This window comes from Streptomyces sp. NPDC096339 (assembly GCF_044762985.1).
Classification (GTDB): Bacteria; Actinomycetota; Actinomycetes; order Streptomycetales; family Streptomycetaceae; genus Streptomyces.
In genome coordinates, this window is record NZ_JBIWFI010000001.1 from 630261 (window position 1) to 654737 (window position 24477).

Annotated in this window: 22 protein-coding genes; 13 read left to right on the top strand and 9 right to left on the bottom strand. The window is 73.9% G+C overall.

Annotated elements, in window-relative coordinates:
- Window positions 1-142: 142 nt before the first annotated feature.
- The gene (locus ACIQ5Y_RS02980; RefSeq protein WP_403874337.1) at window positions 143-1306 is read right to left on the bottom strand and encodes an aromatic ring-hydroxylating dioxygenase subunit alpha; all 1164 of its coding nucleotides are present in this window, start codon (window positions 1304-1306) and stop codon (window positions 143-145) included.
- 526 nt (window positions 1307-1832) lie between these two features.
- On the opposite strand from ACIQ5Y_RS02980, the gene ACIQ5Y_RS02985 reads away from it, so the two are divergent.
- From ACIQ5Y_RS02985 to ACIQ5Y_RS03040, 12 genes are all read left to right on the top strand, one after another.
- Window positions 1833-2243, top strand: coding sequence for a hypothetical protein (locus tag ACIQ5Y_RS02985; protein WP_403874339.1), 411 nt, complete (start codon window positions 1833-1835; stop codon window positions 2241-2243).
- Window positions 2240-3553, top strand: coding sequence for an NADH-ubiquinone oxidoreductase-F iron-sulfur binding region domain-containing protein (locus ACIQ5Y_RS02990; RefSeq protein WP_403874341.1), 1314 nt, complete (start codon window positions 2240-2242; stop codon window positions 3551-3553). The genes ACIQ5Y_RS02985 and ACIQ5Y_RS02990 overlap by 4 nt, the downstream gene beginning before the upstream one ends.
- A gap of 10 nt (window positions 3554-3563) precedes the next feature.
- Window positions 3564-3755 (top strand): ferredoxin, encoded by a 192-nt coding sequence (locus ACIQ5Y_RS02995; RefSeq protein WP_384588753.1) that lies wholly within the window; start codon window positions 3564-3566, stop codon window positions 3753-3755.
- Window position 3756: 1 nt separating this feature from the next.
- On the top strand, window positions 3757-5826 hold the full coding sequence (locus ACIQ5Y_RS03000; RefSeq protein ID WP_403874343.1) for an acetate--CoA ligase family protein: 2070 nt from the start codon (window positions 3757-3759) through the stop codon (window positions 5824-5826).
- 50 nt (window positions 5827-5876) lie between these two features.
- Window positions 5877-7046, top strand: a complete 1170-nt coding sequence (locus ACIQ5Y_RS03005; RefSeq protein WP_403874345.1) for an acyl-CoA dehydrogenase family protein — start codon at window positions 5877-5879, stop codon at window positions 7044-7046.
- Between the two features lie 55 nt (window positions 7047-7101).
- The gene (locus tag ACIQ5Y_RS03010; RefSeq protein ID WP_403874347.1) at window positions 7102-8289 is read left to right on the top strand and encodes an acyl-CoA dehydrogenase family protein; all 1188 of its coding nucleotides are present in this window, start codon (window positions 7102-7104) and stop codon (window positions 8287-8289) included.
- A 32-nt stretch (window positions 8290-8321) separates the two neighbouring features.
- Window positions 8322-9341 carry a 3-hydroxybutyryl-CoA dehydrogenase gene (locus ACIQ5Y_RS03015; RefSeq protein ID WP_403874486.1) on the top strand — a complete coding sequence of 340 codons (1020 nt, stop codon included), beginning with the start codon at window positions 8322-8324 and terminating at the stop codon, window positions 9339-9341.
- On the top strand, window positions 9338-9949 hold the full coding sequence (locus ACIQ5Y_RS03020; protein ID WP_403874349.1) for a TetR/AcrR family transcriptional regulator: 612 nt from the start codon (window positions 9338-9340) through the stop codon (window positions 9947-9949). Before ACIQ5Y_RS03015 ends, ACIQ5Y_RS03020 begins: the two co-directional genes overlap by 4 nt.
- A 142-nt stretch (window positions 9950-10091) precedes the next feature.
- A complete protein-coding gene (locus ACIQ5Y_RS03025) occupies window positions 10092-10778 on the top strand; it encodes a response regulator transcription factor (protein ID WP_403874350.1) in 687 nt (228 codons plus the stop codon).
- Complete coding sequence (locus ACIQ5Y_RS03030) at window positions 10775-12163, top strand: histidine kinase dimerization/phospho-acceptor domain-containing protein (protein WP_403874352.1); 1389 nt, start codon at window positions 10775-10777, stop codon at window positions 12161-12163. The genes ACIQ5Y_RS03025 and ACIQ5Y_RS03030 overlap by 4 nt, the downstream gene beginning before the upstream one ends.
- 77 nt (window positions 12164-12240) lie before the next feature.
- Complete coding sequence (locus ACIQ5Y_RS03035; protein ID WP_403874354.1) at window positions 12241-14472, top strand: MMPL family transporter; 2232 nt, start codon at window positions 12241-12243, stop codon at window positions 14470-14472.
- The gene (locus tag ACIQ5Y_RS03040; RefSeq protein WP_403874356.1) at window positions 14469-15176 is read left to right on the top strand and encodes an LmeA family phospholipid-binding protein; all 708 of its coding nucleotides are present in this window, start codon (window positions 14469-14471) and stop codon (window positions 15174-15176) included. Before ACIQ5Y_RS03035 ends, ACIQ5Y_RS03040 begins: the two co-directional genes overlap by 4 nt.
- Here the strand turns inward: ACIQ5Y_RS03040 and ACIQ5Y_RS03045 are convergent.
- From ACIQ5Y_RS03045 to ACIQ5Y_RS03080, 8 genes are all read right to left on the bottom strand, one after another.
- Window positions 15165-16577: an ATP-binding protein gene (locus ACIQ5Y_RS03045; RefSeq protein WP_403874358.1), complete on the bottom strand. Its 1413-nt coding sequence runs from the start codon at window positions 16575-16577 to the stop codon at window positions 15165-15167. The two genes, ACIQ5Y_RS03040 and ACIQ5Y_RS03045, sit on opposite strands and share 12 nt — an antisense overlap.
- The gene (locus ACIQ5Y_RS03050; RefSeq protein ID WP_403874360.1) at window positions 16574-17308 is read right to left on the bottom strand and encodes a response regulator transcription factor; all 735 of its coding nucleotides are present in this window, start codon (window positions 17306-17308) and stop codon (window positions 16574-16576) included. The genes ACIQ5Y_RS03045 and ACIQ5Y_RS03050 overlap by 4 nt, the downstream gene beginning before the upstream one ends.
- Before the next feature lie 33 nt (window positions 17309-17341).
- Window positions 17342-17908 (bottom strand): hypothetical protein, encoded by a 567-nt coding sequence (locus ACIQ5Y_RS03055; RefSeq protein ID WP_403874362.1) that lies wholly within the window; start codon window positions 17906-17908, stop codon window positions 17342-17344.
- A gap of 63 nt (window positions 17909-17971) precedes the next feature.
- Window positions 17972-18754, bottom strand: a complete 783-nt coding sequence (locus ACIQ5Y_RS03060) for a cytochrome c biogenesis CcdA family protein (protein WP_403874364.1) — start codon at window positions 18752-18754, stop codon at window positions 17972-17974.
- Window positions 18751-19368 (bottom strand): TlpA disulfide reductase family protein, encoded by a 618-nt coding sequence (locus ACIQ5Y_RS03065; RefSeq protein ID WP_403874366.1) that lies wholly within the window; start codon window positions 19366-19368, stop codon window positions 18751-18753. Before ACIQ5Y_RS03065 ends, ACIQ5Y_RS03060 begins: the two co-directional genes overlap by 4 nt.
- Complete coding sequence (locus ACIQ5Y_RS03070; RefSeq protein WP_403874368.1) at window positions 19365-20060, bottom strand: thioredoxin family protein; 696 nt, start codon at window positions 20058-20060, stop codon at window positions 19365-19367. The genes ACIQ5Y_RS03065 and ACIQ5Y_RS03070 overlap by 4 nt, the downstream gene beginning before the upstream one ends.
- 283 nt (window positions 20061-20343) lie before the next feature.
- On the bottom strand, window positions 20344-20904 hold the full coding sequence (locus tag ACIQ5Y_RS03075; RefSeq protein ID WP_403874370.1) for a hypothetical protein: 561 nt from the start codon (window positions 20902-20904) through the stop codon (window positions 20344-20346).
- A gap of 188 nt (window positions 20905-21092) precedes the next feature.
- On the bottom strand, window positions 21093-21941 hold the full coding sequence (locus ACIQ5Y_RS03080) for a CAP domain-containing protein (RefSeq protein ID WP_403874372.1): 849 nt from the start codon (window positions 21939-21941) through the stop codon (window positions 21093-21095).
- Window positions 21942-22177: 236 nt separating this feature from the next.
- Between ACIQ5Y_RS03080 and ACIQ5Y_RS03085 the strand changes: the two genes are divergently transcribed.
- Window positions 22178-24445, top strand: a complete 2268-nt coding sequence (locus ACIQ5Y_RS03085; protein ID WP_403874374.1) for a protein kinase — start codon at window positions 22178-22180, stop codon at window positions 24443-24445.
- The last annotated feature ends 32 nt before the right edge of the window (window positions 24446-24477 follow it).

Genomic DNA, 24477 nt, shown 5'->3' on the forward strand with positions numbered 1-24477 from the left:
GGTACGGTCGTGCCGTATGCGGTCGCGCCGGTGCGCGGGTGCGCCCGGTGCGGGTTCCTCCCGGGGACGTGGTCCTCCCGGGTGGGTTCCTGGGTCGGGTTCGCGGGGCGGTTCCCGGGGCGGTTCCCGGGGCGGGCGCCGATCAGGGACGGGTGTCGGCGGCGAGGTCGGCCCGGATGCGGGCGGCGAACCAGCCCACGGCCGATTCGCGGCGGGAGAGGGGCCCGGGTTCGAACCCGGGAGTGGTGAGCCCCTTCTGCACGCGGGCGACCAGCTCGGCGTCCTCGTCGTTGGTGATCCAGCCGATGTGGATGTTCAGGCGCCGGGCCAGTCGGGTGCGCGGGCCCGTGCCGCGGCGCGTGTAGAACGCTCCCGGAACCGCGACGCGGTCCACGGCCGTCGGGATCGCGGTCCAGGCGAGCACGTGGTCGGGGTAGAAGTCGATGAGGGTGTTCGGATAGATGACGGCGTACCGCCAGACCCGGCGGTCGGCCTCGGCGAGGCCCGGCATGGGCGCGGCGATGCGCTGGTAGAGGCGTTCGGCCCAGTTCGAGGACGGCTTGTCCCGCAGGGGTGACGCGAACAGGGCGTAGGACTCGTCCAGTTCGCAGGTGTAGCCCTGGTAGTCGAGCAGCCGCATCAGTCCGGGGTGGGCCACCGGGACGTGGTAGCCCTCCAGGTAGTTGTCGACCGCCACCTTCCAGTTGGCTTCCTGGACCTCGGCGCGGGCCAGGTCGTGGATCCGGTCGCGGCCGACCGGGACGAGGTCCGCGTCGGCGTAGTGGCCGACGGCCTCGGCGAGTCCGGCGCAGCTCTTGGCGAGCGGTACGGCGTCCATGTCGAGGTTGACGAAGACGAAGCCGAGGAAGGATTCGACGCGGGCCGGGAACAGGCCGAGGCTCGGTTTGTCGAGGCAGGGGATCTGCCGGGCTTCCGGGGCGCCGACCAGACTCCCGTCGAGGCGGTAGGTCCAGCCGTGGTAGGGGCAGCGGATCGCCTTGCCGTCCGGTTCGGGGGCGGTGACCAGGCGCGTTCCGCGATGGCGGCACACGTTGAGGTGGGCGGCCAGGGAGCCGTCCTCCGTGCGGACCACCAGGACCTCCCGGCCCGCCACCGCGGCGGCGAGCCTGGCTCCGGTGGCCGGCAGGTCGGATTCGTGGCAGACGAGCTGCCACGACCTGGCGAAGACGTGCTCCGTCTCCGCGGCGGCGGTGTCGGGATCGGTGTAGTAGCGGGCCGGCAACGCGGGGCCGGGAACGTCCCGGCCGGGCGGGCCGAGCTGGGTTTCGGGGGCTCTGGACTGCATCGGATGACTCCTCCGTGCCTGCCGTGCGGCGATCGGTGTCCGCGGTCGGTGTCGAGGCCGAACCGGTTACGGCATGACGGTCCGGACGGACGCCGGAAACTCGCTGACCGATTGGACAGTCAGATTGCTGGCTCGTTTCCGTCGGGTCAAGACTTGTGCGCTGACCGATCGGTCAGCTAGCGTCATTCGTGGCTGACCGATCGGTCAGTGAGCGTGCCGCCTGTCGCCTTTCCGGCATGTGCGAGGTTCGTCCCGCGTAGGCCTTCTCTACGCGGGCCCCGCAAGCCGGCCGGCCCCGCCCCGAATGTCACCCGGGCCCGCATCAACCGCACGGCCTTCCTCACCTGCACCGCATGCACTGGTTGCACCACCGGCATGGCCCGCACCACGTGCATTGCCTGCACCAGCTGCAGTGCTTGCCCTGCACGCATTGCCCGCACCGCCCGCACCACCCGCAAACCTTTCGCACCGAGTGCCATCGCCCGCACCGCGTGCACCACCCATCCCACTCCTCGCGGAGGCACGCATGAGCGGTCGTCGGCGTTTGGACTGGCTCGGGCTCACCCCCGAACCCGAGCGGGAGCTCCCCGTGGCGCTCGCCGCCCTGCGCGCTTCGGCGCGTACGGAGCGGGCCGAGCCGGCAGAGCTGGCCGCCGCCGAGCGGCGGCGCGTGGAACGGCTCGTACTGCACGGCAGCCGGCACGGCTGGCTCCGCTACCTGGCCGAGGTCACCGAGCTGGTGACCACGGCCGCCGCCGGCGCGGAGCAGGTCGACCGCGCGGCCGCCCTGCACGCCGCCGAGGTGGTCCTCGACCACCACCGCATGCTCATCGGCCTCCCGGGACCGGAATACGACCGCACGGCCCGGGACCGCACGGCCCTCGAACGCGCCGTACGGCACCTGCGCACCGACCCCCGGACAGGAACCAGCCGATGACCACCATCCGACTCCCCACGACCCGGCTTCCCCGCTCCGTACTCGGAACGGCACCGGGTGTGACGGAGAGCGCCGAGGCCTACCGCGCCACCGGCGGCTACGCCGGCACCACCGGACCGGACGAACTGCTGCGCCACCTCGACGCGTCCGGTCTGCGCGGGCGGGGCGGGGCCGGCTTCCCGGCCGCCGTGAAGCTGCGCGCCGTCCGCGACCGGGGCGGCGTCCCGGTGGTGGTGGCGAACGGCGAGGAGGGCGAGCCCGGCTCGGTCAAGGACCGCTGGCTGCTGCGGGCCAGGCCCCACCTGGTCCTCGACGGCCTGGCCCACGCCGCCGCGGTCACCGGCGCCGTACGCGGCTACGTCTACCTCTCCGACCCGCAAGCGGCCGCATCCGTCCGCCGGGCCCTCGCCGAGTGCGGGTCGCACCTGCCCGTGGAGGTCGTCGAGACCGACCACGCCTATGTGGCGGGCGAGGAGAGCGCGGTCGTCCGCCGGATCGACGGCGGACCCGCTCTGCCCACCTCCAAACCGCCCCGGCCGTTCGAGCGGGGCGTCGGGGGCGCGCCGACCCTGGTCTCCAACGTCGAGACCCTCGCCCGGATCGCCCTCACCGCCGCACACCCCGGGCTGCGCCGCGGCATCGCCCGCTCCACCCTGGTGACGCTGTCAGGCGGGCACGCGACCCCCGTGCTCACCGAAGTCCCCTACGGCGTCCCCCTGCGCACCCTGGCGGCCCGGCACGGCACCCCCGCCCCGGCCGGGGCCCTGATGGGCGGACTGTTCGGCGGGCTCGTCGACGCCCACGTCCTGGACCTCCCCCTCGAACCCGGCGCGCTCGCCGCGGCGGGCACCGCGCTGGGCTGCGGGGCGATCCGCTTCCTCGCCTCCGGTGCCTGTCCGGTCGCCACCGCCGCCGATGCCGTCGGCCACCTCGCCGCCGAGAGCGCCCGGCAGTGCGGGGTGTGCGTCTCCGGGACCGCCGCGATCCGCGACACCGTGCACGCCCTCGCCGCGGGCACGGCCGACCCGGACGCCCCGGCCCGGCTGGAGCGGTGGTCGCAGGGTCTGCCCGGGCGCGGCGCGTGCGGACTGCTCGACGCGGCCGCGGCCACCGCCGGCAGTCTCCTGCGCGCCTTCCCCGAACGGGTCCGGTCGCATCTGCGCGGGCCGTGCCCCGACTGCGCCGGCACGGCGGGCGGCGACGGTCGCGGGCGCCGTCTGGCCGTGCCCGTACCCGAGGTCGCCGCCGCACCCCCGTCCCCCGGTCCCGTCTCCCGTTGGCCGTTGCCCGTCGGCCCCAGCCCGTACTGAAAGGGACGTCATGAAACTCCTGCTGGACTCCACCCGCTGCCAGGGCTACGGACTGTGCCAGGAACCCGCGCCCGAGCTGATCGAACTCGACGAATGGGGCTACGCGAAGGTCATCGCCATCGCCGTCCCGCCCGGCAGCGAGGAAGCGGCCCGCGCCTGCGCCGCGAGCTGCCCCAATTCCGCCCTCCGAGTGGAGAAGTGACATGGGACGCGATCTGACCGCGCTCTTCGACCCCCGCTCCGTCGCCGTCGTCGGCGCCAGCAACGACCCCGCGAAGTACGGCCACGCCGTCGCCTCCCAGGCGCTCCGCGCCGGCGCGCGCCGCCCGGTGCACCTGGTGAACCGGCGCGGCGGCACCGTCCTCGGCAAGCCGGCCGCGCCGTCGCTCGCCGCGATCGGCGAGCCGGTCGACCTGGTGGTGGTCTCCGTACCCGGCAGCGGCTTCGAGGCCGCCGTCGAATCCGCCCTGGCCTGCGGGGCGAAGGCGATCGTCGCCATCACCGCGGGCTTCGCCGAGGCCGGCCCGGCGGGACTGGCCCGCCAGCGCGCGGTCGTCGCCCGGGTCCGGGAAGCCGGGGCCGTCCTCGTCGGGCCCAACTGCCTCGGCATCGCCGACAACACGACCGAGCTCTACCTCGCCTCGGACCGCTTCGCGCCCGGCGGCGTCGCCCTGCTGAGCCAGAGCGGCAACCTCGCCCTCGAACTCCAGCTCCGCGGCGCCCCGCACGGCCTCGGCTTCTCCCGGTTCGTCTCCCTCGGCAACCAGGCCGACGTCACCCTCGTCGACCTCGTCGAGGACTGCGCCCGGCACGAGGCCACCGCCGCGATCGCCGTGTACGCCGAGGACTTCGGCGACGGCAGGGCCTTCGCCCGGGCCGCCGCCGCGGCGGGCAAGCCGGTGGTCCTGCTCACCGCCGGGCGCGGCACCGCCTCCGCGCGCAGCGCCCAGTCCCACACCGGGGCGCTCACCACCTCGGCGGACGTGGTCGCGGCCGCCTGCCGCGACGCCGGGGTCGAACTCGTGCGCACGCCGCGGGAGATGACGGTCGTCCTGGCGGCGCTGAGCGCGGGGGCCCGTACGAAGGGCCGGCGTACGGCGGTGTTCACCGACGGCGGCGGGCACGGCGCGGTCGCCGCCGACGCGGCCGAGGACGCCGGGCTCGACGTACCGGAACTCGGCGGCATGACGCAGGACAGGCTGCGGGCCGTGCTGTGGGAGCAGTCCTCGGTCGGCAACCCGGTGGACCTGGCCGGGATGGGCGAACAGCGGCCCCTGTCGTACGCGGACACGGTCGGGGAACTCCTCGCCGCCGACGAGGTCGACGCCGTCCTGATGACCGGCTACTTCGGCGGGTACGCCGCCTCCGAGGGCGGTCTGGGCGGCGGACCGGCCGGTGCCTCCGTACTCGCCGACGGCGAGACCCGGGCCGCGAAGGAGATCGCCCGGCACCTCGCGTCCGCGGCGAAGCCCCTGGTCGTGCAGTCGATGTACCCCGGGTCGCCGAGCTGCCGGGTGCTGGCCGAGGCCGGGGTCCCGGTGTTCTCCGCCACCGAGGACGCCGCCCGCGCGCTGGCCGCGATCACCGGGCGGGCGGCCGCGCCCGCGCCCGGGATCGCCCCGCTGCCCGCCCCGGCCGTGGAGCTGGGGGACCCCGGCTACCACGGGGTGCGGGCGCTGCTGGCCGCCGCGGGGGTGCCGTTCCCGGCGGCCCGCGAGGTCGTCGACGAGTCGGAACTACTGGCGGCGGCCTCGGACTTCGAGGGTCCGTACGTGCTCAAGGCGCTGCACCTGCTGCACAAGTCCGACGCCGGCGGTGTGGCCCTGCGGCTGCCCGACCGGGCCGCGCTGCTGGCCGCGTACCGGGAGATGCACGCCCGGCTCGGTGCCGCCGCCTACTCGGTGGAGGCGATGGCCGACCTCTCCGACGGCATCGAGCTGATCGTCGGGGTGAACCGGGACCCCCGGTTCGGGCCGGTGGCCATGGTCGGGCTGGGCGGCGTGCTCACCGAGACCCTGCGCGACGTGGCGTTCGCCCTGGCACCCGTACCGGCCGCGCGGGCCGAGCAACTGCTCCGGGGCCTGCGGACGGGCGCGCTGCTGGACGGCGTACGGGGCGGGCCGGCGGTGGACGTGGCCGCCGCGGCCGCCGTGATCGAGCGGATCACCGAGGTGGCCGCCGCACATCCGGAGATCGCCGAACTGGAGGTCAACCCGCTGCTGGTGCGCCCGGACGGGGCACTGGCCCTGGACGCCCGGGCCGTCCTGGGCTGAGGCCCGCAAAGATCCCCCCTTCCCGCTTCCCGAAGGAAAGCAAGAGGACCATGGACTTCCGCTACACACCCGAGCAGACCGAGCTCAAGACCCGCGCCGCCGCCTACACGCACCTCCTGATGACGTACGAGGACCGGTCCGAGGAGGCGGGCGGGCCGCTGCCCGCCGAGACGGTCCGCGAGCTGACCCGCGCCGCGATCGACGCCGGCGTCTACGCGATCAACATGCCCGCCGAATGGGGCGGCGCCGGGCTGTCCCTGCTCGACCAGGTCATCGTCGAGGAGGAGTTCGGCAAGGTCACCAACTGCCTCTGGGACATCCCGTGGCGGCCCGCGAACGTCCTCGCGTACGGCACGGAGGCGCAGCGGGAGAAGTACCTGCTGCCCGTCATCCGCGGCGAGCGGTTCGACGCGTTCGCGGTGACCGAGCCGGGCGCCGGCTCCGACCCCGGCTCGGGCACGAGCACCGCCACCCGGACCGACGGCGGCTGGCTGCTCAACGGCGAGAAGTGGTTCGTGACCTGCGGCGACATCGCGGACTTCCTGCTGGTGCAGGCCGACGCGGGGCCCGAGCGGGCGGCGACCCTGTTCTTCGTGGACAAGCAGGCTCCCGGGGTCGAGATGACGCGGGTGCCCCGGTTCATGCACTCCGCGGTCAACGGGCACCCGGAGTTCACCTTCACCGACGTCTTCGTCCCCGACGAGGACGTGCTCGGCGGGGTCGGCAACGGCTACGAGCTGACCAAGGAGTGGTTCACCGACGAGCGGCTGATGATCGCCGCCCGGACCGTCGGCGCCGCCGAACGGGCTCTGGAACTGGCTCGCGACTGGGCCGTCGAGCGGCGCCAGTTCGGCTCCCCCATCGCCGACTTCCAGCTGATCCAGGGCATGCTCGCCGACTGCGCCGTCGACATCGCCGTCAACCGCGCCTACACCCACCAGGTCGCCTGGGAGGCCGGCCGGCCCGGGACCGACCCCAAGACCCTGCACGCCAAGGCGTCGACGGCGAAGCTCGCGGCGAGCGAGGCCGCGGGGCGGGTCGTGGACCGGTGCCTGCAGATCTTCGGCGGCCGCGGCTACGACCGCACGTACCCCGTCGAGCGCATGTACCGCGAGTTGCGCGTCGACCGGATCTGGGAGGGCACCTCCGAGATCCAGCGCCTGATCATCGCCAACGAACTCGTCAAGCGGGGCACCCGGGTCCTGGCCCTCCCCCGCTGATTCCGCCCGTACGACCGAACCCCCCGTGAACCGCCGAAAGGACCCAGAGGACCCCATGGACTTCCGACTCACCGCACGCCAGCAGGAGCTCCAGGGCACGGCCCGCGCACTCACCGAGTTCATCATGAAGTACGAGGCCGACTGCGAGGAGAACAACGGCCTGCCCCCGCAGGCCCACACCGAGATCCGCGACGCGGTCCTCGACAGCGGCCTGCAGGCCGTCAACATGCCCGCGGAGTGGGGCGGCGCCGGCCTGACCATCCTGGAGCAGGTCGTCGTGCAGGCGGAGCTCGGCCGGCTCACCGGCGCGCTCTGGGACATGGTGTGGCGGCCCGCCAACGCCCTGTCGCACTGCACCCCCGCGCAGCGCGAGCGGTACCTGGTGCCGGTGATCCGGGGCCGGCGCCGCGACTGCTACGCGGTGAGCGAGCCCGAGGCCGGCTCGGACCCGCAGAGCATCCGGACCACGGCGACGCGGACCGCCGGCGGCTGGGTGCTGAACGGCGAGAAGTGGTTCGTCACGGTCGGCGACCACGCCGACTTCATGATCGTGCTCGCGGCGGCCGGGGAGGAGCGGGCACCGACCCTCTTCCTCGTCGACAAGGACACCCCGGGCGTGGAGATGACCCGCGTGCCGCGCTGGATGCACACCTTCGTCTACGAGCACCCCGAGTTCACCTTCACCGACGTGCGCGTGCCGGACGACGCCGTGCTCGGGGAGATCGGCAACGGCTACGACATCACCCGCTCCTGGTTCACCGAGGAACGTCTGATGATCGCCGCGCGCACGATCGGCGCCGCGGAACGGGTGCTGGAGCTGGCCCGGGACTGGGCGGTCGAGCGGCGCCAGTTCGGCTCCCCCATCGCCGACTTCCAGCTGATCCAGGGCATGCTCGCCGACTGCGCCGTCGACATCGCCGTCAACCGCGCCTACACCCACCAGGTCGCCTGGGAGGTCGACGAGGGCCTGGTCGACCGCAAGACCCTGCACGCCAAGGCGGCCATCGCGAAGCTGGCGGCGAGCGAGGCGTCGGGCCGGGTCGTCGACCGGTGCCTGCAGATCTTCGGCGGCCGCGGCTACGACCGCTCGTACCCGGTCGAACGCCTCTACCGCGAACTGCGCGTCGACCGGATCTGGGAGGGCACCTCCGAGATCCAGCGCCTGATCATCGCGGGTGAACTCGTCAAGCGGGGCACGGGCGTTCTGCAGCTGCCGGCCGGCGAGGGCGCGGGCGCCCGGTGACCGACGACGCACTGTCCACCGGCGGCGGACGGGTGACCGCCGCCGCCGGCCGGGCGGCCGAGGGGTCCCCCGGGGCGGACCGGATCGGGGTCGTGGGCTGCGGACTGATGGGATCCGGCATCGCCGAGGTCTGCGCCCGCGCGGGACGGGACGTCGTGGTCGCGGAGGCGGACCGGGCGGCCGCGGACTCGGGCCTGGCGCGGATCGAGCGTTCGCTGGCCCGCGCCGCGGCGGCCGGCAAACTGACCGCCGCCGAGGCGGCGGACGCCGCCGCCCGGATCACCGTGACCACCGACCTGGGGCGGATGGCGGACCGGGACCTGGTGATCGAGGCGGTCGCCGAGGACGAACGGGCCAAGGTGGACGTACTCGCCCGGCTCGACGCGGTGGTGGAACGCCCCGACGCCGTCCTGGCGACCAACACCTCCTCCATCCCCGTCATCCGGCTGGCGGCCGCCACCTCCCGGCCGGAACAGGTGATCGGCCTGCACTTCTTCAACCCGGTCCCGGTGCTCCCCCTGGTGGAGCTCGTGCCCTCCCTGCTCACCGGCGAGGAGACCGTGCGCCGGGCGGAGGCCTTCGCCGCCGGGGTCCTCGGCAAGCAGGTGGTGCGGGCCCGCGACCGGGCGGGGTTCATCGTCAACGCCCTGCTGGTGCCCTACCTGCTGGCCGCGGTGCGGATGGTCGAGGCCGGGGCGGCGTCGGCCGAGGACGTGGACCGGGGCATGACCCTGGGCTGCGCCCACCCGCTGGGGCCGCTCGCGCTGGCCGACCTCATCGGGCTGGACACCGTACGGTCCATCGCGCGGTCGATGTACGCGGAGTACCCGGAGCCGCTGTACGCACCGCCGCCGCTGCTGTCGCGGATGGTGGAGGCGGGCCTGCTCGGACGCAAGACGGGCCGCGGTTTCCACGTCTACCGGGGCACGGGGGACACCATGGGCAAGGATGGGGGTACGGGTGGCTCGGATGCGGCGGGCCGGACCGCCGTAGCGGCGCCGTCCACCCACTCACCCGCCGACGGGCGCCGACACGGGGAGCAGCCGACGTGACCAAGGCCGAGCGCGCACTGGAGACACGTGAGCGAATCCTCACGGCGGCGTGCGAAGTGATCGCCGAGATCGGTTTCGAGCACGTCAGCATGCGCAAGGTGGCCGAGCACGCGGCCGTCTCGAAGGCCCTGTTGCACTATCACTTCGACACCCGCGAGAAGCTCTTCGCCGAGGCGATGACGCACTCCTTCGCGAAGACGGGCACGGACACCGGCAGCGAGGACGATTCGCTGCCCGCCGCGTTGGTCCTGGCCCGGATCGTACGGAGCATGCTGCCCACGGACGCGGAGCTGCGCCAGGACTGGAAGCTCTGGCAGGAGCTGTGGGTGCGCGCCCAGCGCGACGCGACGGCCCGGCACCTCGCCGTCGACCTGTACGACCAGTTGCACGCGTGGGTCGGCGGGGTCGTGGAACGGGGCATCGCCTCCGGGGAGTTCACCGACTGCGATGTCGCCGCTCTCGCCACCCTGGTGCTGGCCCTGTGCGACGGTCTGGGCATCCGCCTGATGCTGGAAGACCCCCGGGTCGATCTCGACACGGCGCAGGCGGCGATCTGGCGGGCGATCGCGCCGGCACTCGGGATCCCCCCGGTCTTCCCGGCGGTGTGAACGGCGGCGGCCGGCCGTCGCCGGCCGTCGCCGCCGCCGCATTGTTCGGGGAATGTACGGGCGGCGGCGCGCCCGCCGGACGGCCCGGTCGGTGCGGCTAGCATCAGCCATCGGCGGGGTGTGCCGCACCTGAGAGGCAGTGATGACGCAGTCCAAGGGCCTCGTGCTGATCGTCGAGGACGAGCGCCACATCTCCGATGTGCAGCGGCTGTACCTGGCGCGCGAGGGTTTCGGTGTCCACGTCGAGGCGGACGGGTCCGCCGGGCTGGCGGCCGCGCGTCGGATGCGGCCGGTGGCGATCGTGCTGGACATCGGTCTGCCGGGCATGGACGGCATCGCCTTCTGCCGCGCGCTGCGTGACGCGGGTGACTGGACGCCGGTGCTGCTGGTGACCGCGCGCGGCGAGGAGGCCGACCGGATCCTCGGCCTCGAACTGGGCGCGGACGACTACCTGACGAAGCCGTTCTCGCCGCGCGAGCTGGTCGCCCGGGTCAAGACCGTGCTGCGCCGGGCGGCGGGCCCTCCTGACCGTTCGCCCGAGCCGGTCGGGCGGCTCAGCCTGGATCCGGTCAGCCGCACCGTGCGCCGCGACGGCGAGCCGGTCGAGCTCACCACCACGGAGTTCAACCTGCTCGAACACCTCCTGACGCACGTGGGTCAGGTCTTCACCCGTGAGCAGCTGCTCAGTCAGGTGTGGGGTTACCCGGGCTACCGCGACACCCGGATGGTCGACGTGTTCGTCTCTCAGCTGCGCTCCAAGCTCGGCGACGCGAGCCCGATCCGTACGGTCCGGGGCGTCGGGTACAGCGCGACGTCTCCCGGCGCGTGAACGGCGCCGGCCCGGACGGCCTGCGTCGCGGCTCCCTCGCGCGCAACATCGTGGTGCTGACCACGGTGGTGGCGGCGCTCGCGGTGGCGCTGACCGGGCTGATCGCCTGGCAGACGGCGGCGCACGGCGCGGAGCAGCGCGAGCGGGACCGGCTGACGCGTCAGGCGACCGTGCTCAGCCGGCTGCCGGTCCTGTCCGAGGCGCTGTTCCACGGCGCCCAGGTGCTCGGCGGGCCGAACGAGGTGCAGCTCGCGGTCGTCGCCCCGGACGGCAAGGTGAGCGGAACGGCCGGCCCGGCCGTCGACAGGGCCTCGAAATCGGCTCTGCTGGCCGGGAAGCCGGTCTCCACGACGGGCATCCTGGGCGGCCGGGAGGTGCTGCTGGTGGGGCAGCCCGGGGTGCGCGGCGGCGCGGTGGTGCTGACCGAGCCGTACACGGTCGTCACCGACAACACGAACCAGATCCGCCGCAACGTGGTGGCGCCGCTGCTCGCCGGCATGCTCGGCGCGGCTCTGGCCGGAGCGCTCCTGGCCCGCCGCATCGCCCGTCCGCTGGTCACGGCCGCTCGGATCGCGCACCGGCTCGCCGACGGCGAACGGGGTGTGCCCGCTCCGATGGACGGCCCCCGGGAGGCGGCGGACATCGGGCGCGCGCTGAACGTCCTGGACGGTGCGCTGGCGCGCAGCGAGAACCGGCAGCGGGAGTTCCTGCTGTCCGTCTCCCACGAGCTGCGCACTCCGCTGACGGCGTTGCAGGGGTACGCCGAGGCGCTCGCCGACGGCCTGATCGAACCCGACCGGGTGCCCGAGGTCGGCGGGATCCTGGCCGACGAGACCCGCCGCCTGGACCGCTTCCTGGGGGACCTGCTGGACCTGGCCCGGCTGGAGGCGGACGAGTTCCGCCTCGACGTGGCCCCCGCCGACCTCGGCGCGGTCGTCGCCGAGGCCGCCGTCTTCTGGGAAGACCCGTGCGCGCGCCACGGTGTCGAGCTGCGCCTGGAGCGGCCCGAGGGGGCCGTCGTCGTCGACACGGATGCCTTCCGGGTACGCCAGCTGGTCGACGGCCTCGTGCAGAACGCCCTGCGGGTCACGCCCGAGGGCGCACCCCTGGTCCTCGCCGTGCGTGCGGCGGCCGGCGGCGGGGCCGAGGTGCAGGTCCGTGACGGCGGGCCCGGTCTCACCGAGGACGACGTACGCGTGGCCTTCGACCACGGCGCCCTGCACGAGCGCTACCGCGGCAGCCGCCCCGTCGGCAGCGGTCTGGGGCTGGCCATCGCCCACCGCCTGACGGGCCGCCTCGGCGGCACCCTCGGCGTCGAAGGGCACGGCCCGGAGGGCGGGGCCTGCTTCACCGTCGCGCTCCCGCGCTCACCCGGCACCGTCTGAGGGCGGGCCGCGCGCCCGTACATTCCCCGAACAATGCGCCAACGTCCCCCTTACCCTCGCCACGCACAGTGGGGCCCATGAACTCTCGATCGGCCGGGCGCCCCGGCCTCCTCCACCGCAGCGGGCGCTGGTGTGCCCGGCACGCCTGGCGGGTCGTCGCCCTGTGGGTGCTGCTCCTCGTCGGCCTCGGGCTAACGAACCGCGCGTGGGGCGGCGCCTTCGCCGACGGCTTCTCTCTGCCCGGCACCCGTACCCAGACCGGGGCCGACCTGCTCCAGGCCCACACCAGCGGTTCCGGGGGCACGGCCGCGCCGATCGTGCTCCGGTCGGACCAGGGGTCCGTCACCGGGCACCGGGCCGCGGTGGAATCGGCCGTCGCCAACCTGGGCCGGCTGCCGGACGTCCTGTCCGTGTCCGACCCGCTCACCACCCCCGGCGCGGTGTCCGCGAAGGGCGACATCGCGCAGGTGACCGTCCGCTTCGACGGCAATCCGGCCTCCTTCGGCTCCTCCTACCTCGCGGGGGTGGACGCGGCCGTCGAGCCGCTGCGCGCCGACGGCGTCACCGTCGAGTACGGGGCCCCGCTCGGGCAGCTGGCCACGCCGAAGTCCGCCGACCGCACCTCGGAGGCCATCGGCCTGGCCGTCGCCGTGCTCGTACTGCTGATCGGTTTCGGCAGCGTCGCCGCCACCGGACTGCCGCTGGTGACGGCCGTGCTCGGCCTCGCCGTCAGCCTGGCCGGGCTCGGACTGCTCGCCGGGCACTTCGACTTCGGGCAGGCGGCCCCGACCCTGGCCTCGATGATGGGCCTCGGCGTCGGCATCGACTACGCGCTGTTCCTCGCCACCCGCCACCGGGCCCTGCTGCAGGCCGGAGCGGATCCCGCCGAGGCGGTCGGGCGTACGGTCGCCACGAGCGGCCGTGCCGTGCTGGTCGCCGCCGCCACGGTCGCCATGGCCCTGGCCGGGCTCTGCGTTTCGGGCGTGGGCTTCATCGGCTCCCTCGGTGTCGCGGCCGGGCTCAGTGTCGTCGTGGCCGCCGCGGCGTCCGTGACGTTGACTCCCGCGCTGCTGGGCCTGCTCGGCCACCGTATCGACCGCTTCCACGTGCGCACGCCCGTCACCGAACCCACCGGCGAGTCGGACGTGTGGCACCGCTGGGCCGTCCTGGTCAGCCGGCGCCCCTGGGTCTTCCTGGCCTGCGGCATGTTGGTGCTCGGCGTCCTGTCGATACCGGTCGCCTCGATGCGGCTGGGACACGTCGACGCCGGAGCGCAGTCCACCAGCCGTACCGACCGCCGCGCCTACGACCTGATCACCGAGGGGTTCGGCCCGGGCGCCAACGGCCCGCTCACCGTCGTCACGCAGCTCGACAGCCGGCAGGTCGCCGACGACGCGCAGCGCCGGGAGCTCGCCGCCTCGCTGCACAGCGGTCTGGCCGCCGTGCCCGGGGTCGCCTCCGTGACGGCTCCCGTCACCAGCCCCGACGACGTGCTGCTCATCTCCACGGTCACCCCCGCCACCGGGCCGCAGGACGCGGCCACCGGCGACCTGATCCACACCTTGCAGGACGAGACCCTGCCGGAGGCGCTGTCGGGCACCGGAGCCACCGGCTACGTCACCGGCACCGCTGCCGCCGGGCAGACCTTCACCGACACCCTCGCCGCCAAACTGCCCCTGATCATCGGGGTGGTCGTCACCGCCGCGTTCCTGCTGCTGCTCACCGTCTTCCGCAGCCCGCTCATCGCGCTCAAGGCCGCCGTGCTCAACCTGTTCTCGATCGCCGCCGCCTACGGCGTGGTCGTCGCGGTCTTCCAATGGGGCTGGGGCGGGGCGCTGCTGGGTGTCACCGAGAAGGTGCCCGTGGAGTCGTACGTGCCGATGATGATGTTCGCGATCGTCTTCGGGCTCTCCATGGACTACGAGGTGTTCCTGCTCTCCCGGATCCGTGAGACGTGGCTGCACGGGAGGGACAACCACCTCGCCGTCGCCACCGGCCTCGCCGCCACGGCCCGGGTCATCACCTGCGCCGCACTGATCATGACGAGCGTCTTCCTGGCGTTCCTGCTCTCCACGAACGTCGCCGTCAAGATGCTCGCGCTCGGCCTGGGCGTCAGCGTCATCATCGACGCCACCGTGGTCCGGCTGCTCCTGGTACCGGCGTCCATGTACCTCTTCGGGCGCGCCAACTGGTGGATCCCCGGCTGGCTGGACCGTCTCCTGCCGCATCTCGACCCGGAAGGGCCGCCCGCCCCGGCCCAGCCGGTGGCCGCCCCCGTCCTGGCGCGCGCTCGGGGAGAGCGCCCGTGAAGCGGCGACCGAAGAAGACCCGGGTGCTGCCGCGCCGCCGCCGGGCCCTGACCGTCACGGCCGCCGTGGCCCTGGTGGCCGTCCTCGCCGCGGGGGCTGCCGAGTTCACCGCCCGCTACATCGTCCGCAGCCGGATCGCCGAGGCGGCGCCCGCGCTCGGCGACGACGTGGCGGTCGGCTCGGACGGCTGGGTCCTGTGGGAACTGCTGCGGGAACGCGTCCCCCGGCTCGACATCAGCAGCGACGACGCCCGCGCCGGGAGGCTCGACCACCTCCGGGTCCGGGCGCGACTCGACGACGTGCGCCTCGGCGGGAAGACCGGAGTCGGCGCCTCCCACGCCCAGGTGACGGCTCCCACCGAGTCCATCGCGGCCGGGATCCGCGCCGCCGCTCCCTCCGTACGGGTGGGCGCGGTCACCACCGACCCGGCGCGGGGCACCGTCCTCGCCTCCGTCGGCCCGGGCGGCGCCGGGCAGCTGACGCTGCGTCCCGTGCTCGCGGACGGCAGGGTCACCCTCGCCGTCGACGGGCTCACCCTGTTCGGCCGGTCCGTCCCCGCCGACCGGCTCGGGGCGGGCACCGGCACGCTCGGTGCGGAGCCGGGAGCCCCCAAGGAGTATCCGCTCGGGCTGAAGGCCACGTCCGTACGCGTCGAGTCCGACGGCCTGCACGTGGACCTCGCGGGCGGCCCGCTAACCCTGTGACCGGCCGCGGGGCCGGCCCGTACGCCGTCGGGACGTGCGGGTCCGGCGGCCGGACGGAACGGGGGTGGCGAGCTCGAAGGACACGGTGATGTGCGCGCCCCCGCGGGGGCCGCGGGTGATCTGCGTCGAGCCGCCGGTGACGGTCGCGGCCCTGCGGGCGATGTCGAGGCCGAGGCCCGAGGATCCCGTACTGCTCCCTCGGGACAGGGCCCGGTCCGGTTCGGGGATGCCCGGACCGGCGTCCTCCACGACCAGTTCCACGGCCAGGGCGGTACGGACGACGCGGACGCCGAACGGGGTGCCCGACGGGGTGTGCCGGAAGACGTTGCCGATGAGGGCGTCCACCACGGCGGCGAGGTCGTCGTCGGACAGGGCGACGGGCGTGGGCTCCTGGGTGATGTCGAGGGAGCAGGTCCGGTCCTGCTGCTCGGCCAGGACCGCCCAGAAGGCGGTCCTGCGGCGCACGACGTCGGCCGCCTCGCACCGCGGTCCGGTCGGTACCTCGCCGGTGGCGGGGTGGCTCGCGCCCGGCTCCGTGCCGAGCATGCCCTGGCCCATCGGGCCCACGGCGAGCGGGGTGCGCGCCGCGGTGATGATGGCCTGGAGCTCCGTCTCCAGCTCGCAGACGGCCGCCTCGACCCTCGCCGACTCCGGTGAGGCGCCCATGCGTTCCGACGCCAGGTGCAGGGCGGTCAGGGGGGTGCGCAGCCGGTGGGACAGGTCGGCGACCAGTTCGCGTTCCACTGCCAGCAGTTCGGTCATCCGGTGGGCCATGGCGTTGAAGGCCAGCCCCGCGTCGCGCAGTTCCTTCGGGCCCATGGGCTCCACGCGGGCGTCCAGATTGCCCTGGCCCAGCGCCTGGGAGGCGTGGGCGAGCCGCTTGGAGGACCTGACGACCTTCGCCCCGAGACGGTCCGCGACCAGCACGGACCCGCCGATCAGCCCCACGGCGAGGAGCAGCATGACCGCCCAGGAGGCCCTGACCCCGCGGGTCAGCTCCTGTTCGGGGACGAAGTTCTCGATGACGGCGACCCGGTCGCCCGGCAGCACCACCGGCTGCAGGCAGATCCAGCCGTCGGGTATCGCCTGCGAGATGGACTCGCGCCCCTGCTGGGCCCGTTCGAGCAGGGCGGCGGGGGCCCGGGAGGTGCCGAGGGCGGCAGCGTCCGGCAGGTGCACGACGAGCCGCTCGGTCGCGTCTAGGCTCGCGGCGGATTCCCGTAGGGCGTTCGGGTCCGTCGTCAGCGTCAGCACGGGGGCCAGGGCCGCGGCCCGCTGTTCGGCCGCGGTGACGCTCTGCTCCTTGACCAGCGACATCACCAGCGCCGCCAGCGGTATGAGGAAGGAGAGGGCGACCATGGAGGTGACGGCGAGCGCCACTCCGGCCAGTGAGCGTCTCACCTCGGCTCCACCAACTTGATGCCGACACCGCGCACGGTCAGCAGGTAGCGCGGGGCCGCCGCGCGTTCGCCGAGCTTGCGGCGCAGGGACGAAAGGTGCACGTCGACGGTCTGGTCGTCCACGTACGGCTCGCGCCAGACCTCGGTCAGCAGCCGCCGTTTGGAGACGACCTGCCCGGTGTGGTGGGCGAGGAAGGCCAGCAGGTCGAACTCGCGGCGGGTGAGGTGGAGCTCCCGGCCGGCCAGGTGGGCGGTGCGCGCTCCGGGGTCGACCGCCAACTCGCCGACGATGGTGGCGCGCAGCGGTTCGGCCGCCGGCGCGGGCCACGCGCCCTGACCGGCGTGCGGAGCGGCAGGGCCGGAGGGAACGTGGCCGGTGCGCCGCAGGACGGCGGAGAGGCGTGCGATGAGTTGTCCCCCGGAGAAGGGTTTGACCAGGTAGTCGTCGGCGCCCGCGTTGAGGAGCCGGATGATTTCCGTCTCGTCGTCGCGGGCGGTGGCCACGATGACGGGGACGGAGGATATGCCCCGGATCATGCGCAGTGCGTCCCCTCCGTCCAGGTCGGGCAGTCCCAGGTCGAGGACGACCGCGTCGACGGGCGTCTGGGTGACCTCGCGCAGGGCGCCGAACCCGTCTCCCGCGCTGCGGACGGCATAGCCGTGTTCCGCCAGGACCTCTATGAGTGACTGGCGGATGCTGGGGTCGTCTTCCACGACCAGGACGCTCGGCATGCGCACACCTTAGGTGAACGATCGTTTCCGTTCCTATCGGGTGGTGAAGGCCGGGCCGCCGTCGGTGACGTGCAGGTGCACGGGGTGGTCGGAGACCGGGATGGTGCAGCCCTCCTGGGAACTGCAGCTCGCGTAGCCGAGCAGGACCGTCGCCTCGCCGTTGCCGTCCGCGCGGATGGGCAGGGTGGTGGTGACGGGGCCGTCCGGGTAGACGGGGACCGGGGCTTCGACGCCGGGCACGCTGATCGTCCGTACGTCCGCGGAAGCCGTCAGCTTGCCGTCCGCCCGCAGGACCCCGGTGACGTCCACCGCGGTCGGCCGCCCCACGCCCTCGATCCCGGCGGCCGGCAGGTCGGTGCTGTAGAGGTGGAACCCCTTCTCCTCGGGGGTGAAGACCGCGGTCAGGGTGCCGTTCGGGGCGTGCCACTGCGAGACGCTGAGCGTGACGGTGACCCCGTTCTCGCTGAAGCGCGTCGTGGGTGCGGGGGCGGCGCCGGCCCCGGCGGGCTGCCCTCCGCACGCCGCGAGGGCGGCCAGGGGGATCAGGGCGGCCGCGACACGGGCCTTGCGGGACTGCCTCACGTACTCGGAAATGCTCATTGCCGGGTCTCTGCCTCTGCGCGTTCGTCTCGGAAAAGGGAAGGGGGGAGGGAGGGGAAGGGGCTAGAAGGCCGCGGTGAAGTCGGCGCTCCACAGCTGCAGTCGGTAGACGAGGTCGTTCCACACTCCGGTGGCCAGCAGCACGCCGACGAGTACGAGCATCCCGCCGCCGAGCCGCAGGACCCACTGGTAGTGGCGCTTGACCAGGCCGAAGGCGCCCAGCGCCCGGCGGAAGGCCAGCGCGGCCAGTACGAAGGGCAGGCCCAGCCCGAGGCAGTAGGCGGCCATCAGCAGGGCGCCGCGTGCCGCGCTCGCCTCGCTCCAGGCGAGCGCCTGTACGGCGGCCAGCGTCGGGCCGATGCACGGCGTCCAGCCGACCGCGAACACCGCCCCGAGCAGGGGTGCGCCCGCCAGTCCGAGCACGGGTCGCCGGTGGCTGCGGAACTCCCGCTGGGTGAAGCCCGGCAGGAAGCCCATGAAGGACAGCCCCATCAGCACGGTGAAGACGCCGAGGACCTGGGTGACCACGTCCTGATGGGCGAGCAGGGTACGGCCGAAGTACCCGAACAGGGCGCCTCCGGAGACGAGGACGGTGGTGAAGCCCAGGACGAACAACACCGCACCGGCCGCCATACGGCTGCGCCTCCCGCCGCGGGCGTCCGCCAGGTCGGCGACCGACAGGCTCGTGACGTAGCTGAGGTAGCCCGGCACCAGCGGCAGTACGCAGGGCGAGAGGAAGGAGACGAGCCCCGCGAAGAACGCCACGGGGGCGGCGACGGCCAGTGTCCCGTGGAGGAGGGACGGGGCGTCCGCGGCGGCGAGGGGCACCCCCGCGAGGGCCGTCATGACGTCTCCCGCGCCACGCGCGCGACCAGCGGCCCCAGTTCCTCGTCGGTGACGGCTCCCCCGATGCTGACGGCGATGCGTCCGCGGCGGTCGATCACGAGGGTGGAGGGGATGGTCTGCGGGTTGAGGACCGCGGGAGGGAAGCGCAGCAGGAGCTCGCCGTCGGGATCGTGGAGGCTGGGGAAACCGAGACCGTGTGCGCTGACGAAGGACCGTGCGGCCGCGCGGTCCCGGTCGCGGGTGTTGATCCCGAGGAACCGGACCCCTTGGGCCCGGGTCCGCTCGCCGAGCCGCGCCAGGTCGTCGGCCTCCGCCCGGCAGGGGCCGCACCACGACCCCCAGACGTTGAGCACGACGACCTGGCCGCGGAACCCGTCGAGGCTGACGGGTCTTCCGTCCAGGTCCTCGCCCGCAAGGGCGGGAGCGGCCGGCCGGGCGTCGAAGTCGACGACCGTGGCCGCGGCCGCCGCGTTGACCGCGCCGCCGTCCGCGCCGCCGGCATCGGCCGCGCCGGAGTGGGCGCCGCTCCCGGTGGCCGCGAAGAGGCAGCCCGCGGCCGCCACGACCAGCCCGCCGACCGCCAGGGCGGCGGGCCGCAGAACGGGTCTTCTCATGACGCCCACTGGCGCAGGAAGGAGTTGATGCCCTCCGAGGTCAGGCTGGGGTTGCCGGTGGCGTGGGTGTCCACCTTCACCGTCCCGGACGGGCTGACGACGACTAGGACGGGCATCTTGTACGTGCCGCCCGAGGGGCTGTACTTGCGCAGGAGCGCGGAGTTGGCGGAGCTGTTGCCCCCGATGTCGATCTTGACCAGGTGGTAGGAGGCCCCGAGGAGGGCCGCCGTCTGCGACTGGCCGAACACCTTGTCGGCCGCCTTGCAGTTGCCGCACCAGTTGGCGCCGAAGTCGAGCAGCACCATCCTCCCGTCGGCCTTGGCCGAGCTCAGGGCCGCGTTGATCAGTTGCTGCGCATCGGCCGAACTGTCGTAGCCGGGCCCGGGGACCTTCGCCGGGGCCGGCGCGGCGGACGTACGGGAAGGCTTGGGTGCGGCGGCCGGGGTCTGGGCGCGCGAGGGGCTCGGAGAGGAACCGGACGAGGCACTGGCCGACGCCGACGGGGAGGCCGAGGTGCTCGGGGAGGCGGACGCGGACGCGGAGGCCGAGGTCGTGCCGTCGGCGGCGGGGGCCTCCGAGGGCTGTCCCGCCGCGGCCGGCGCGGAGGCGCCCGCGGACTGGGAGGACGGCCCGCACGCCGCGGTCAGCCCGACGGCGAACACGGCCGCGGTGACGAGAGCGGGTCGGAGCATGCGAGAACTCATGGCGGATACACCCCAAGGCACGGTTCGGACTGCGGGAAGGGCGGAACGCCTCCCGGATCGGTGAAACCGGCGGCCCGGTCGTCGCCGGGGCGTCACGCCCGGGCGCCGAGGGCCACTCGGCTGACGCGAGCATAGGACCGCTCCGGGCCTCCGGAACCGTGTGTGCGCGATCTTGAGATTCCCCTAAGGAACAGCTCAGGTTCCGCTTCGCCGGGACTCGGGAGAAGAGCGCATACGCGGGGGTGAAACCCTTCAAAGGGACCAGGAGAACTCAGAACGACGTCTCACGGACACTGGCCTTGGCCATCGGCTCGATCGTCGCCGTGATGACCGAGCGGTGGTCCGCGCCGGTGAAAGTGACCGTCAGGGTGTCGTTCGCGCTCTGGGACGTGGTGGCCTTGAATCCGGGGCCGGGGATCGCGGAGATCAGGCACACGCCCCGGCTCCCGTAGCGCACGGTGGCCTTGCCGCCCTCGGAGGGGACGGTGTGCAGGCCCGGTCCGCCCTCGCAGTCCACGGAGGGCTTCGGCGCCGTCGTACGGGGCGTTCCGGTCGAGACCTTCACGGGGGTGGGCGCCGGAGCCGGGGAGGAGGGCCGCGCGGTCTCGGTGGGCGAGCCGGAGGCGGACGCGCTCGGGGACTGCGGGCCCGGCGACTGGCCCTGCCCCGCCTGCCACGCCGGCGGCGAGTCGAAGACCATGGGGGCGGACTGCGCGACCGGCGGCGTATGCCTGGTCGAGCCGACCACGAACTGGACCGTGCCGAGCACGGCGGTCACGCTGGCGGCCGTACAGGACAGCCATATGAGCAGGTAGCGCGGAATTCTTGGCACGGCCCCATAGTGGCCGACGCTCCGGGCCGCCCGTCACCGCCTCCCCCGGATCGGCCGCGGCCGACCCGGGGAGGGTTCGGCCGGGCCGGGGAACGCCGAAGTCCTCCTGACCAGCGTACGGGTCAGGAGGACGGGTGCCGCCCGGCTGCGGGGAGGCGGGGCCGGTGCGGGGACCGTTGGTTCGGCGCCTACTTCGGCGCTCCGAAGTCCTGCGTCCACCAGGGACCGCCGTCGCCCTTGTGGACGCCTATGCCGATCTCCTTGAAGCCGCAGTTGAGGATGTTGGCCCTGTGGCCGGAGCTGTTCATCCACGCGTCCATGACGGCGTCGGCGTCCGCCTGGCCGCGGGCTATGTTCTCGCCCAGGCGGGACCAGCCGTATCCGGCGTCCTCCACGCGGGAGGTCATGGTGGACCCGTCGGGTCCGGTGTGGGACATGACTCCGCTGCGGGCCATGGTGTCGCTGTACGCCCGTGCCGCGGCGCTCAGTTTGGCGTTCGTGGTCAGGGGACCGCAGCCCGCCGCGGCCCGCTCCTTGTTGACCAGGGCGAGGACGGCCGACTCGGAATCGGACGCTCCGGAGGAGCCTCCCGAACCACTCGAACCACCCGAACCGCCGGAACCGCCGCCCCCGGTCGTGGCGGGCGGGCGCGCCGGCTTGCTGGCCGGCGCCGGTGCCGAGCCGGCCGGGCGACTCTGCTGCGCCTCGGACTTCGCGGGGGCGGCGGATCCCGTCGCGTCGGCGCCGGGGGTTCCGGACGGCGTGGCACCGGTCGCGGACGCCGAGGCGCCGGGAAGGGAAGCGGAGGGGGTCGCCGTCGCGCCCTCGCCGGCGGAACCCGCCGATCCGGGGTACGCCTTCCCGGCGGCCTCCGCGTGCCGGTCCGCGCGCCCGCCCCCGTCGGAGTCGGCCACCGCGACCCCGACCGCGACCACGGCGGCCGCCGCGGTGAGGGACAGCACGACGCGCGTGCGCACCTTCTTCTTCCGTCGCGCCCCGGCGCGGGACGGTGTTCCGGGAGTTCGGCTGCGGCTCATGCCTGTGGCACCTCAGAGGGGAGGGGGTGAACGGGTCCGACCGAGCCTAGGGCTGTGACCAGCCAAAAGAGCCGCCTGGAGGCCTTCTTCAAGGTCTCTTAAGGAAGCCCGCAGGGTCGGCTCAGGAACGAACCGGACCAATCGCCCACGTCACTGCGTGGACCGCGCTTGACTGCCATGCGGCGCGACGGGTAGGGAGAGGCTGTTCATTGCTCAACGTGTGAAACGGGGAACCCATGAAGCCGCTCGAAGCGGGCGATCCCACCTCGGTCGGCGAGGGCCGCTACCGGCTGCTGGGACGGCTCGGGCAGGGGGGCATGGGCGTGGTCTACATGGGCCGGTCCCAGTCCGGCCGTGCGGTGGCCGTCAAGGTCGTACGCCCGGAGCTGTGCAGCGAGCCGGGCTTCAAGCGGCGGTTCGCCGACGAGGTGGCGGCGTCACGGCGGGTGGGCGGCTTCCACACCGCACCGGTCGTCGACGCCGACCCGGACGGCGATCCGGCCTGGCTGGTCACCGCCTTCGTACCCGGCCCCACCCTGCAAGCGGTGCTCGCGCACGTGGGATCGCTGCCGCTGGACACGCTCACCGTCCTGGCGGCCGGCCTGGCCGAGGCGCTCGAGGCGATCCACCGGGTGGGAGTCATCCATCGCGACCTCAAGCCGGCGAACATCATCGTCGCGGAGGACGGGCCGCGCGTGATCGACTTCGGCATCGCGCGGGCGCTGGACGGAACCGCCCTGACACAGACGGGCCTGCAGATCGGCACGCCGGGGTTCCTGGCACCCGAGCAGCTCACCGGCGGCACCGTGACCCCCGCGGTCGACATGTTCGCGCTGGGAGTCGTACTCACACAGGCGGCGGGCGGCTCCCCGTTCGGCGAGGGTCCGTCCGCGGCCCGGCACTACATGGTCGTCCACGAGGAACCGAACCTGACCGCCGTTCCCGGCGAACTCCGCGGACTCATCGGTGCCTGCCTGTCCAAGGACCCGGACGACCGCCCCACACCCACCGGCTTCCTGAGCAGCCTGACCGTCCGCCACCCGGCCGTCGGCGGCTGGCTGCCGGACGAGGCCACGCAACTGCTCCCCCGGCAGGAGCCCACCGCACGACCCACCACACAGGACACTCAGGCCCTGGACGCCTCGGCTGGCAACACCCCGGTCCTGGACCCCCGGGCCCTGGACGCCTCGGCCGGGAACACCCCGGTCCTGGACCCCCGAGCCCTGAACGCCTCGGACGGAAACACCCCGGTCCTGGACCCCCGAGCCCTGAACGCCTCGGACGGAAACACCCCGATTCTGGACCCCCGAGCCCTGAACGCCTCGGACGGAAACACCCCGATCCTGGACCCCCGAGCCCTGAACGCCCTGGTCCGGAAGACCCCTGCCCCCGACACCGCTGCCCCGGACACCGCTGCCCCGGACCCCCGGGTCCGGGACACCCCGACCGTGGACACCCCGGCCCCCGACCCCGCCCCCGGGGAGGGCACGGCGGTGCCGGAGCCGGACGACGCGCAGCGGTCCCGGCGGCGCCCCGCGGTGCTCGCGGCGGCGCTCGTACTCGCCCTCGCGGCCGCCGGCCTGTTCGTGTGGCAGCCCTGGGACGGTCCCGGTTCCGCCGGTGACGGCGGCAAGTCCGGAGCCCCGACACCCACCGGTTCGGCCTCCGGCCCCGCCCCGCTCCCGACGGACCCCCTGCTCATCCGCCAGGACACCGCCCCGGGCTTCCCGGCGACCTGTCACGGTGTCATCTCCCGCCGGGACCCCGCGACGGACACACCCGTCCAGCTCGTCTCGGGCGGCACGTGCGACGTGCTGCCCCAGTGGTCCCCCGACCGCAAGTCGTTCGCGTTCATCCGCACCGGCTCCGAGGGCACGGCCGTCTGGACCGCCGACGCCGACGGATCGAACGCCCGACGGGTCGGCCCCATCGCCGGCGGCCGGGTGTCCTGGTCGCCGGACGGCCGCCGGCTCGCGGTACTGCGCAAGAAGGACGGCGTACAGCAGCTGTTCGAGGTCACCGTCGCCGACGGCTCCGCCCGGCAGCTCACCTTCGGAACGGGCCAGGTCGAGGACCCCGCGTGGTCCCCGGACGGCAAGCACGTCGCGGTCTGTCTGCAGACGGATCCCGAGAACTGGCAGATCCACCTGGTCGATCCCGCCGCCCCCAACCGCTCTCCCGAGCAGGTGACCCGGCTGCCCCATCCGGCACTCGACCCGGTGTGGTCCCCGGACGGCAAGACCTTCGCCTACACCGCGGGTGCCTACGGCAAGGCCACCCAGGGCGACATCCGCCTCGTGAACGCCGACGGCACGCAGGACCGCGCACTGGCCGCCACCGGCGCCCACGAAATGGACCCGACCTGGTCCGTGGACGGCACCTGGGTGGCCTTCGTCCGGGGCCCGTACGAGAAGCCGGTGATCTGGGCCGTACGTGCCGACGGGACCGGCGAGCGCATGCTCACCACCGGCACCTCCGGCGAGGGCCATCCCTCCTGGCGCTGAGGAACGGGACGTACCGCAGGAGCCGGGCGCGG

Bases quoted from the DNA above. Each gene is read 5' to 3' on its own strand.
- ACIQ5Y_RS03005 (WP_403874345.1), top strand. From the start codon at position 5,877: ATGGACTTCCGCTACACACCCGAGCAGACCGAGCTCAAGACCCGCGCC.
- ACIQ5Y_RS03055 (WP_403874362.1), bottom strand. From the start codon at position 17,908: ATGAGCATTTCCGAGTACGTGAGGCAGTCCCGCAAGGCCCGTGTCGCG.
- ACIQ5Y_RS02985 (WP_403874339.1), top strand. From the start codon at position 1,833: ATGAGCGGTCGTCGGCGTTTGGACTGGCTCGGGCTCACCCCCGAACCC.
- ACIQ5Y_RS02990 (WP_403874341.1), top strand. From the start codon at position 2,240: ATGACCACCATCCGACTCCCCACGACCCGGCTTCCCCGCTCCGTACTC.
- ACIQ5Y_RS03000 (WP_403874343.1), top strand. From the start codon at position 3,757: ATGGGACGCGATCTGACCGCGCTCTTCGACCCCCGCTCCGTCGCCGTC.
- ACIQ5Y_RS02995 (WP_384588753.1), top strand. From the start codon at position 3,564: ATGAAACTCCTGCTGGACTCCACCCGCTGCCAGGGCTACGGACTGTGC.
- ACIQ5Y_RS03025 (WP_403874350.1), top strand. From the start codon at position 10,092: ATGACGCAGTCCAAGGGCCTCGTGCTGATCGTCGAGGACGAGCGCCAC.
- ACIQ5Y_RS03010 (WP_403874347.1), top strand. From the start codon at position 7,102: ATGGACTTCCGACTCACCGCACGCCAGCAGGAGCTCCAGGGCACGGCC.
- ACIQ5Y_RS03080 (WP_403874372.1), bottom strand. From the start codon at position 21,941: ATGAGCCGCAGCCGAACTCCCGGAACACCGTCCCGCGCCGGGGCGCGA.
- ACIQ5Y_RS03085 (WP_403874374.1), top strand. From the start codon at position 22,178: ATGAAGCCGCTCGAAGCGGGCGATCCCACCTCGGTCGGCGAGGGCCGC.
- ACIQ5Y_RS03050 (WP_403874360.1), bottom strand. From the start codon at position 17,308: ATGCCGAGCGTCCTGGTCGTGGAAGACGACCCCAGCATCCGCCAGTCA.
- ACIQ5Y_RS03070 (WP_403874368.1), bottom strand. From the start codon at position 20,060: ATGCTCCGACCCGCTCTCGTCACCGCGGCCGTGTTCGCCGTCGGGCTG.
- ACIQ5Y_RS02980 (WP_403874337.1), bottom strand. From the start codon at position 1,306: ATGCAGTCCAGAGCCCCCGAAACCCAGCTCGGCCCGCCCGGCCGGGAC.
- ACIQ5Y_RS03060 (WP_403874364.1), bottom strand. From the start codon at position 18,754: ATGACGGCCCTCGCGGGGGTGCCCCTCGCCGCCGCGGACGCCCCGTCC.
- ACIQ5Y_RS03065 (WP_403874366.1), bottom strand. From the start codon at position 19,368: ATGAGAAGACCCGTTCTGCGGCCCGCCGCCCTGGCGGTCGGCGGGCTG.
- ACIQ5Y_RS03035 (WP_403874354.1), top strand. From the start codon at position 12,241: ATGAACTCTCGATCGGCCGGGCGCCCCGGCCTCCTCCACCGCAGCGGG.